Origin of the sequence: Bradyrhizobium sp. CCBAU 11361 (assembly GCF_028128935.1) — a bacterium.
GTDB lineage: Bacteria > Pseudomonadota > Alphaproteobacteria > Rhizobiales > Xanthobacteraceae > Bradyrhizobium > Bradyrhizobium niftali.
Genome location: NZ_LBJZ01000117.1, coordinates 1 through 8,057, shown reverse-complemented (window position 1 = coordinate 8,057; position 8,057 = coordinate 1). Strand labels below are relative to the sequence as shown.

The window sequence follows — 8,057 nt, the reverse complement described above, 5'->3', positions numbered from 1 at the left end:
CTCGCGCTGGCTTGCGTTGCGATCGAGTAGCGTAAATACCGTGCTTTGCAGGTGTGGCTTCAAGACGTTCAACTCCCCGGCCCCTTGCTGGCTAAAGGGACCGAAAATAAACGTCCTGCCTGACCGGCTACCGCTGTTCAGCGGGGCTGACGCCGATTATCGGGTGGGGGAGTTTCAAGTGACCATACCCGGGGGATTTTGACCGACCCACGGGGCCTTGATGCGCTCGAACTATCGCATCCCGGTGTTAAAGCCGCCGAGAACGGCATCGAGCCCTGGCTAAACCTGCGCAACGCGGCAAAGCTCCTAAAGATTGCGGCCAAGACACTCCAGCTCACCGGCGGCCGATCTTGCACCCCTCGGCAGCTAACACGTCTCGCAAACATTCGAGAACCGACGAAAGGAAACTCCAAATCCAGCCTCGAGCCGTCGCATGATCGCGAGGTCGGCGGAAGGCACAGGACGCGGCAGATAATAGGCACTGCCACGGCTGACCTTCAAAACTTCCGGTGTTTCGTGATCGACAAGTCGTGCTCACGGTCGATCATCGCTTTGCGCTCAGCAGGCCGGCTTTGCTAAAGAAGCGCGGCGCTGCGCTCCCCCTTGGGGATAGAACAGGCGGGCGCTAGATTGACGACCGGAAGAAAGCGGCAAATACGATTTTGGTGGCACGTGACCTCGTTTAAAAACGTGGTCCATGGGTTGTTGCGCACTTGAGAGTGATGACGCCTCCGGCGAGTCCCGTTTAGGGCTTTGACCAATTGCGCAGGCCAGCGCTTCCGCCGCCGTCATTCGAGGATTGGATGAGTCCAAAAGATTGAAGTTGAGGAACGGTGGCAAGATACCGATGGCGCATCCGAATCGGGGCTGCCATCGATGTCGGATCGACTATGTACTTGGCTGCCGTGAGGGTATCTCGCGCACCGGAACCGGTCCGCAGCTTGGGTACCTTCACGGCACTGAATGCCGGGTCGAGTACCGCCGTCATGGAATTGACTAGCGTCTCCTGGATTCCGATTTTCGAACTTCTCGATGCCCGGGGATTTGCCGTGTTTCTTGTCCACGCGCGAGATGCCAAGCACGTGCCGGGGCGCAAGACCGATGTCAGCGATGCGCGATGGCTGCAGCGGCTCCATTCATTCGGCAGGCCAGCTTTCGGCCCAAAGGACAGATTGCCGAGCTGCGAGCCTACTGCGTCAGCGCGAGCGTCTGCTGGAGGACGCCGCCTCACACATCCAGCATGAGATGACTCTTCAGCTGCACCAGCAAATCACGTTGCCTACCAGAGCAAGGAGCTCCTCGCTTGCAGCAACCCTCATGTCATGGCATCGACGCGCTGCTCTATTGGAGGATCTGGGCCAATGATCAGTGCTCAGCACACCACGCTGTCCCACTATCGACAGATAAAACGACCTCTCTTTAGTTCTTTGTAAACAGGCGGGCCATCCAGCATCCGGCCTCCCGCCGAAGTAGAACAACGACCACTCCGTTGGGAGCAGCGCAGAACCTGTCGTATCTGTGAAGACAATGAGCGAAGGCATTACAAATGCAAGCGTGGGACCTCGCCAGCCTCGCACGAACTATCGCGGGAGCCGGTAACACCGCGGATCCAGAGTATTGATGATCGGCGGGCGCGCTTGAACATCGGCGCGGCATCACAGCGGCGCGCAGCGCGTCAACCCGCTATTTGTGGCATCTCGTGTGAGCCCTTCGAAGAAGCCAGCACAGACGCTACCCGTAATCGCTCACGTCTTTGATGGACTACCAATTCTTGCGGCACCTAAAAGACTCGATGGGCTCCCGGTCTACGGAAAGGCCTATTCAGATGGAGTGGACCGATCATCCACGTTCATCTTGCAGAACCTGTAGGGCGGTCCTTTTAGCCACACCAAGTAAATCTCACTTCTCGCCCTATCGCAATGCGAGCTCGTCACTTGTCGCTCAGCGTCGTCAGCTTGCAGACGTATATGGTTGGGAACGCGACTCTTGAGACCTCACGTACACCGGCGGTACGGTGCGACACACGTGATTCTCCTTGTTGCGTTGAACCTCGGGCATTGGCACGCGGGTTGCTAGTACTTAGTCAAGAGTAACAAGGACAGCGGTCGCAAGTTCCGCCGGACGTTCATAGGAACTTGCTCCGCAATCACATCAACGCAAGAGACGCTGCACCGTGGTTTAACCTGCAGGTCGGCTGAATCTCCATCGCGCTTGCTGGGGTGGATCGGATAGTCATTCAGATGCGCCGAAAGACGTGGTGGAGCACTCGTGACGACGGCGTGGTCGCACCCCATAAGGTGCAGCGCACCACATTTGAGTTGAAGAACAACGAGTGGGCGAAAATGTTTTGTTCGCTTGCCTCGCCCGACCGGCATAGGCGCGGCCGACTGCACCTTTTTTCAGTCAAACAGCTCGATTTAATTGGAGCAAGCAAGTCGGCTCCTGACCTGCTCGGCGCCATCGGCGGGCGATCAGGATCAGACCAGCTATTCGCTTGAGCAAACGAAAATTAGAGATCGGCAACAAACAGGAGTAACACATGCGAGTGGCCGTCGTATGGAACGAGACAGGCGAGATCAAGCCGTCAGAGCAGCTTGAATCGGGGTGTTACCGCGAGGCGGTCCAATCCGTCCTAGCGGCTCTACAAGAGAGCGGGCACGAGACGTTGCTGTGTGAGGGCGATAAAGGACTGCTCCCTACTCTTGATCGTTTCATTCCGACCGACTCGCGAGCTCGCCCATCCGGCATCGTTTTCAATTTGGCATACGGAACTCAGGGCGAATGTCGTTGCATGTACGTTCCTGCAATACTCGAAATGGCCGGTGTTCCGCACACCGGCCCAAGTCCCTTGGGAGTAGGGTTGGCGTCCGACAAGGTCATTACTAAGAAGCTAATCCGCCATCGCGGCGTGTCGACGCCAAACTTTCTCGTGATGCGCCGCGGTACCGAGTGCACTGGCGACCTGCGATTCCCTTTGGTAGTGAAGCCCCGTCGCGAGTCCGCCAGCTTGGGATTGCGGCTTGTACATGAGCCAACTCAGTTGAGGCAGGCCGTAGAAGCCGTCGTCACGCAGTATAGACAGGATGCACTGGTAGAGGAATACATCGACGGCCGGGAGATCTGCGTCGCCCTCCTGGGAAACGAAGAACTGGAGGTGTTGCCGCCCTTGGAGCATGACTTCGGTGATCGCGAGACACGTCTCATCAGCTGGGAAGATAAGAAACATATGGCCCCCGCGGAGCCGCAGAAAGTCTGCCCGGCGCAGATCGAGAGCGAGCTCGCGGCGCTGTTGGGAGATATGGCGACTGCTACGTTCAGAGCCTGCCTTTGCCGGGACTACGCCCGTGTCGACTTCCGCGTCGACCGCTCGGGGCAGCCGTTCGTGCTTGAGATCAACTACTGCCCGTCACTCAATAATTCGCATTCTTACGTCCGGGCTGCGACGACCCGCGGATACAGCTTCCCGAAAGTGGTCAATCGCATCCTTGAGCTCGCCCAGACACGTTATTTCGGCGTCACCGCCCTGGCGGCCGAACACGTCCCGAGTCCGGATCAGATTTGTTCGCCCTAACTGTCGCTTGGTATGACCTGTCCTAGTCCCAGCATTCCATTGGTGGCGAACGTGATGGTTAGCGGACAATCTTGCCATGCGTTCCCCATCAACGTGGTCAGACCGGCTTTCGTCGCGGCGCGATGGTCATGAATATCCTACTCCAGCGACCTCTTCAGCCGCGCGAAGTGCGGATAGAGAGCGCCTTTCGAAGTGGCCGGCGCACTTGCTCGCTCTGCCGACAGTGTGATATTCGATCAGAACGTCGCACGTGCTTTTCCACATCCTCCAACCGGATTGTGTGCGTCAGCGCCTCGGAGCTTCCGGCGAACGTTGAATCTAAGGCTAATCTTTTCTTCTGAGGAACAGGCGGCGATCGTGGCGCTAAACTCTTGCATTCACTGTAACACTCACCTCACCTTGCCTTGCACGGGCAGCTTATGAATATGAAACCGGCTTGATGGTGGCTCAGGGGGTCAGACATATCCCCGATTGGGTGCGCGCTCGGGCCAACATATCGGGACTCGCCCGAGCTCGCGCGCGCCTCTAGCCAAGTATATTGAACATATGGAATTTCTGGCGGAACAAATGGCAGCGCTGGAGAGGGCTGCGGGCGCGCGAGACAGCGTCCAGCGGGCAGACGTTTCGGCATATTTTGATACCGGGAACCTGCGCGACGGTTGCCTCCACCGGCGGGCCGCCCCTCAACGGAGCAATGTGGCACCGCATACAGACAGCTTGCCAGGCCTACCGCAGCGGCCACTTTGCTCCCCCGTTTCCGCAATCGCTCCGTTAGCAGTCCCGATTGATGCTTGTGTGTTCCGCCACCTCAGGCCCTTACGCTTACGTCGTAATCGGTTAGGAAATCCTGGAGATTCAGGATACGCTCGATCCATCTAGCATCGCCTTGCGTGTCGAGCAGGGCGCGGCAGGCCTCTACAGAGAGGATCGGTGCCACCGCCGCGCTGCGGTTATGTAGCAGCGTAATAAATCGCGAGCGGAGCATTCGATCATAGGTCGGGTCCTGGATAGGCGGGTAAATGCTCTTGGCTCGCTGCACGACCGACTTCGGCAGCACGTCGGCTGTAGCGGCGCGCAGCAGGCTCTTCTCGCGCCCGTCGAAGGTTTTGTGAGCCCATGGGGTAGCGAACACGTACTCCACAAGCCGGTGGTCGCAGTAGGGTACCCTCACCTCGAGACCCGAAGCCATGCTCAGCCGGTCCTTGCGGTCGAGCAGCCTCGGCAGGAAGCGCGTGAGAAAGAGGTAACAGACCTCGCGCATACGGCGCTCGTGCGGATTGGCCGAATTCGGCCCGGTCAGTGCGGGCACTTCCGCAAGTGCGCTGCGGTAGTGATCGGCTAGGTAGTCGACGAGGTCGAGCTTCTCGAGCAACCCAGTGTCGAGGCAGTGCCGGGCGCTATCGAATCTGAAGTTTGACCAGGGAAACGTATCGGCCTGAACATTCATGGGATCGTGAAACCATGAGTAGCCGCCAAAAAGCTCATCGGCCGCCTCCCCGGACAAAGCCACGGTCGAGTGTGACCGAATTGCTCGAAATAGTAGATAGAGCGAGCTGTCGGTGTTTCCGTGGCTAAGCGGGAGGTCGCGAGCGTGAAGCGTGCTAGCACGCACGTTGGGCGCCATGAGCTCGTCTGCGGACAACGTAACCTCTGTGTGGTCGGTACCAACGAAATTCGCGACCTCCCGCGCGTACGGCCCATCAGGCGTGGCGCACATCGGTCCGGGAGTGAAGTTCTCAGCATATCCGACAAAGTCGAGCGCGACCGATCGGATGCGCCCGCTGCTGAAGCGAGCGGCTAGTGCGCTGATAGCCGAAGAGTCAAGCCCGCCTGATAGGAGCGTGCACAGCGGTACGTCCGCGATGAGCTGCCGGTGGATCGTGTCCTCAAGCAGTTCTCGGATACGGCGAACCGTGGTCGGTACGTCCTCGGAATGCTCGCTTTCCGTGAGCTGCCAATACCTCATATGTTGGATGCCTTTGCGGTTCACGCGAAGGATGTGACCGGGCCGCAACTCACGCATGCCACGGAAGACGGAGTTGTTTGGATCGGCGACGTTGCATAGGATACGACGAAGGCCGTCAACATCCACAGTTCGTTCCACGAGACAGTTGGCGAGAATCGCCTTTGGTTCGGAGCCGAACAACACGCCGTGTTCTGTCCGGTAGTAGTAAAGCGGCTTGATGCCTAGGCGGTCGCGTACGAGAAGAAGTTCGCGCTTGGTCGTGTCCCAGAGCGCGTAGGCGAACATTCCATTGAGTTCGCTCACGGCGGCGCGGGGATCGCGCAGGCCCCACTCGCGATGGACGTGCAGCACGACCTCAGTGTCGCTGCTAGTGTCGAATATATGACCAAGCCCAGCGAGCCGTTGACGCAGCTCGCGGTAGTTATAAACCTCACCGCTGTAGATAAGCACCAACGCAGGTCGGCCGTCCTCGTCCAACGTCATAGGCTGGCCACCGCGCTCGACGTCAATGATTGCTAGCCGACGGTGTCCTAGCGCCGCGGGTCCGTTGACCCAAGTGCCCTCGTCATCTGGACCTCGCAAGGCCATAGTGGTCGTCATTTTGGCAAACTCCCGTCGCGCGTCGGGAGATGATAGATCACGATCGAAGTCAATCCATCCACAAATACCGCACATATCTGGGCTCCTGCCTCGAGTGTCTGTTGCACCGTCGTACGAGCACAAGCGCTAGCGAACGCTCCCTATTTGCATCACTTCGTCCGAGTTAAGCAAAAGCTAACAGGCTTATTCGCGCAAGTTGAGTGGTAACACAGCACGGCGAAACGCGCGCCTACCTGTTGTAGCGGTAGCGCCAATCGCCCCGAGGTCATGCCTTCCAATTCACATTAATTGCCTGGGTACGCTCTCCAACCAAGAGACAACGAACCTTGGACGCCATGGCATCAAGCTCAATCGCAAGAAGGCGGAGTCTGCGGGATCCGACGGCCGTGCCGAACACTTGACTACCCCTGGCCGGGGCCGCAAGCTCAAGGACGTCGATCCGGTCGCCTATCCCACAGCAGTCCTAACCAGGATCGTCAACGGGCATCCAAACTGTGAGATGATCAGCTATCGCCCTGTGCCTACTACGCTCATCCCCTTAAAGCCGTCGCCTTCGCGTCCCTACCAGAAATTCGCAAGATTACGATGCCTTGGGTATTGTAGCGGTAGAAGCGTTCGATGGAAGCGAGGATGTCATCGGCGGACGTGGTCCATTGAATTGCCGCGTCCGGTGCTCATCGGGTCCTTCGATCGGGACACCCGAAACCAATACCATGAATATGCTGCGAACTAACTCAGAAATGATCTGAGGCCGGCAAACTGGACCATTTTTGGCTAGAGTTGGCGCTGCGTAAATCCCTCGACTGGGAGGAGCGACGACGATGAAGGCCTCGAAGTTTTCGGACGCCCAAAAGGCGTTCATTCTCAAGCAGGGCAACGACGGGGTCCCGGTTGCGGAGATCTGCCGCAAGGCCGGGATCAGCCAGGCGACCTACTTCAATTGGAAGAAGAAGTATGACGGTCGGCTGCCGACCGAGATGCGCCGGCTGAAGCAGCTCGAGGACGAGAACGCCAAGCTAAAGAAGCTGGTAGCCGATCTGTCGCTCGACAAGGAGATGTTGCAGGACGTGATCCGCCGAAAGCTATAAAGCCTGGTCGGAAGCGCAAGCTCGTCGATGAGGTTTGTGGTGAGTGGCAAGTCTCGATCCGCAAGGCTTGTGAGACCCTCGAGTTCGATCGCTCGACCTACCACTACAAATCTCGTCGCTCCGGCCAGGCCGCCCTCGAAGCTCGGATCAAGGAGATCTGCCATGTTCGCGTACGCTACGGCTATCGCCGCGTCCACGTCCTGCTCCGCCGCGAGGGATGGCGTCATGGGCAGAACACGACCCGTCGCATCTATCGCGAATTGGGCCTGCAATTGCGCAATAAATCGCCGAAGCGGAGGGTCAAGGCCAAGCTGCGCGATGACCGCAGGCCAGCGACGCGCGCCAACGAGACCTGGGCGATGGACTTTGTTCATGACCAGCTGGCCAATGGTGGCAAGCTCCGGGTGCTCACGATTATCGATATCTTCTCCCGCTTCTCGCCCGCCCTGGAGCCGCGGCTCACTTTCCGCGGCACCGATGTTGTGGAGGTGCTGGAAAGGGTTTGCAACGAAGTGGGCTTCCCGGCGACGATCCGCGTCGACCAAGGCAGCGAGTTCGTGTCGCGTGACGTCGACCTCTGGGCCTACCAGCGCGGCGTCACGCTGGACTTCTCACGCCCGGGCAAACCGACCGACAACGCCTTTATCGAAGCGTTCAATGGCCGCTTCCGGGTCGAATGCCTCAATGCCCATTGGTTCCTGTCGCTTGCGGACGCCCGGGAAAAGGTGGAGACTTGGCGCAGATACTACAACTGCGCATCAGAACACCCATCTGGCTATGTGATTGAAGAGAAGAGATTTTGTTGAGCGGGATGCGATCCCGCGGGGTATTT

At 58.5% G+C, this 8,057-nt stretch carries 4 protein-coding genes and 1 pseudogene; 3 read left to right on the top strand and 2 right to left on the bottom strand.

The genetic code is table 11. The annotated features are described in order from the left end of the window. Positions 1–337: 337 nt before the first annotated feature. Positions 338–575: pseudogene (locus XI08_RS10405) on the bottom strand (IS3 family transposase); the annotation flags it as partial. Positions 576–890: 315 nt separating this feature from the next. Here XI08_RS10405 and XI08_RS45970 point away from each other — a divergent pair. Together XI08_RS45970 and XI08_RS10400 are read left to right on the top strand one after the other, a co-directional pair. Beyond that, positions 891–1,244, top strand: coding sequence for an IS110 family transposase (locus XI08_RS45970; RefSeq protein WP_333927154.1), 354 nt, complete (start codon positions 891–893; stop codon positions 1,242–1,244). A 1,295-nt stretch (positions 1,245–2,539) separates the two neighbouring features. Continuing rightward, positions 2,540–3,571, top strand: a complete 1,032-nt coding sequence (locus XI08_RS10400; RefSeq protein ID WP_271574340.1) for a D-alanine--D-alanine ligase family protein — start codon at positions 2,540–2,542, stop codon at positions 3,569–3,571. Between the two features lie 808 nt (positions 3,572–4,379). Here the strand turns inward: XI08_RS10400 and asnB are convergent. Beyond that, the gene (gene asnB / locus XI08_RS10395; RefSeq protein ID WP_271574339.1) at positions 4,380–6,212 is read right to left on the bottom strand and encodes an asparagine synthase (glutamine-hydrolyzing); all 1,833 of its coding nucleotides are present in this window, start codon (positions 6,210–6,212) and stop codon (positions 4,380–4,382) included. Between the two features lie 746 nt (positions 6,213–6,958). On the opposite strand from asnB, the gene XI08_RS10390 reads away from it, so the two are divergent. Then, positions 6,959–8,031 (top strand): IS3 family transposase gene (locus XI08_RS10390; protein WP_442869795.1). Its coding sequence is split into 2 segments (ribosomal slippage): positions 6,959–7,220 and positions 7,220–8,031, totalling 1,074 coding nucleotides; the frame shifts between segments, so codons are not numbered across the junction. Positions 8,032–8,057 lie beyond the last annotated feature (26 nt).